This is a genomic window from Herbaspirillum sp. B65, from assembly GCF_000333555.1.
Taxonomy (GTDB): Bacteria; Pseudomonadota; Gammaproteobacteria; order Burkholderiales; family Burkholderiaceae_D; genus Herbaspirillum; species Herbaspirillum rubrisubalbicans.
The window spans coordinates 1-1,464 of sequence record NZ_BADI01001114.1 but is presented as its reverse complement, the minus strand read 5'-3'; the positions used below and the strand labels follow the sequence as shown (position 1 = coordinate 1,464).

Below are 1,464 nucleotides of genomic sequence, written 5' to 3'. Positions count from 1 at the left end.
GCGACTGGAGCTCTTTCCAACATGCAGAAAAAGCTGATGGACCGGTCGGTGGACGATGCCGAGGCAGCCTACAATACCACCCGCCTGATTATGCTGGGATCGGGCATATTGGCCGCCCTGTTCGCGACCATCGTGGCGTGGGCCATCTCGCGCAGCATCACCCACCCCTTGAGCCGCGCCGTGGAAGTAGCCGAGACGGTGGCTGCCGGTGACCTGACCGCCGAGATCACCGCCCACTCCAGCGATGAAACCGGTCGCCTGTTGCAGGCGCTGGCGGCGATGAACCAGAAGCTCAAGGCCATCGTGCTGGAAGTGCGGCGCGGCACCGATTCCATGGTCACGGCCTCGACCCAGATCGCCACCGGCAACCTCGACCTGTCTTCACGCACCGAAGAGCAGGCCAGCGCGCTGGAAGAAACTGCCTCTTCACTGGAACAACTGACCTCCAGCGTCAAGCAGAATGCCGATCACACCCGCAAGTCCAGCGAGCTGGCCGGCACCGCCACGGCCGTGGCCAACCAGGGCGGAGAAGCGGTCAAGCAGGTGGTGCAGACCATGGGCGCCATCAACGATTCCTCGCACAAGATCGTGGATATCATTTCCGTGATCGATGGCATCGCCTTCCAGACCAATATCCTGGCCTTGAATGCGGCCGTGGAAGCCGCGCGTGCCGGCGAGCAGGGACGCGGCTTTGCGGTGGTGGCCTCGGAAGTACGCGCCCTGGCCCAACGCTCGGCCACCGCCGCCAAGGAGATCAAGGAACTGATCACCGATTCGGTCAACCAGGTCTCTTCCGGCACCGAACTGGTGGCGCAAGCCGGCAATACCATGGACCAGGTGGTCAGCAGCATCGAGCAGGTCGGCCATATCGTCAGTGAGATATCATCTGCCACGCACGAGCAAAGTGAAGGGATCGAACAGGTCAACCAGGCCATCATGCAGATGGACAACACCACCCAGCAGAATGCCGCGCTGGTGGAAGAAGCCGCGGCCGCCGCACAGGCCTTGCAGGATCAGGCGCAGCGATTGCTGGAACTGGTCAGCGTGTTCCGCCTGGATGATGCAGGTGGGCCCGAGTTGCGCACCGTGCAGATGCCACAGGCAGCGTCCTTGAAATCCTCATCAGTCAACAGAAAGGCGCTGACGTCCAAGCCGCAAACTCAGCCGCAGTCCGCACCGCCGACTGCCATCGCCGCCAGCCCGGAACCACGCGCCCTGCCCGCCAGCATCAAGGAAGACAAAAAAGAAGAGTGGGAATCCTTCTAGCTCCTTCGGCGTAGGACAATAGCCCGCGACCTGAACGCTGTCCTTGTCGCCTTCGCGGGTATTGTCCACCCGGCTTGGAAGAGCAAGTTCATCTTGTATGGATCTTGTCTTCTGGACTTTCCCTACATGGCCTAGTTAAAATTCATGCACAAGTGTTACAGGGACAGTGACACACCTTGACTATTTTCAGACTTGTAG

Annotated in this window: 1 protein-coding gene; it reads left to right on the top strand. The window is 60.7% G+C overall.

Translation table 11 applies throughout. The features are described 5' to 3' along the window. The coding region (locus tag I5W_RS26425) for a methyl-accepting chemotaxis protein (RefSeq protein WP_044531490.1) at window positions 1-1,266 on the top strand (1,266 nt) is incomplete at its 5' end. Window positions 1,267-1,464 lie beyond the last annotated feature (198 nt).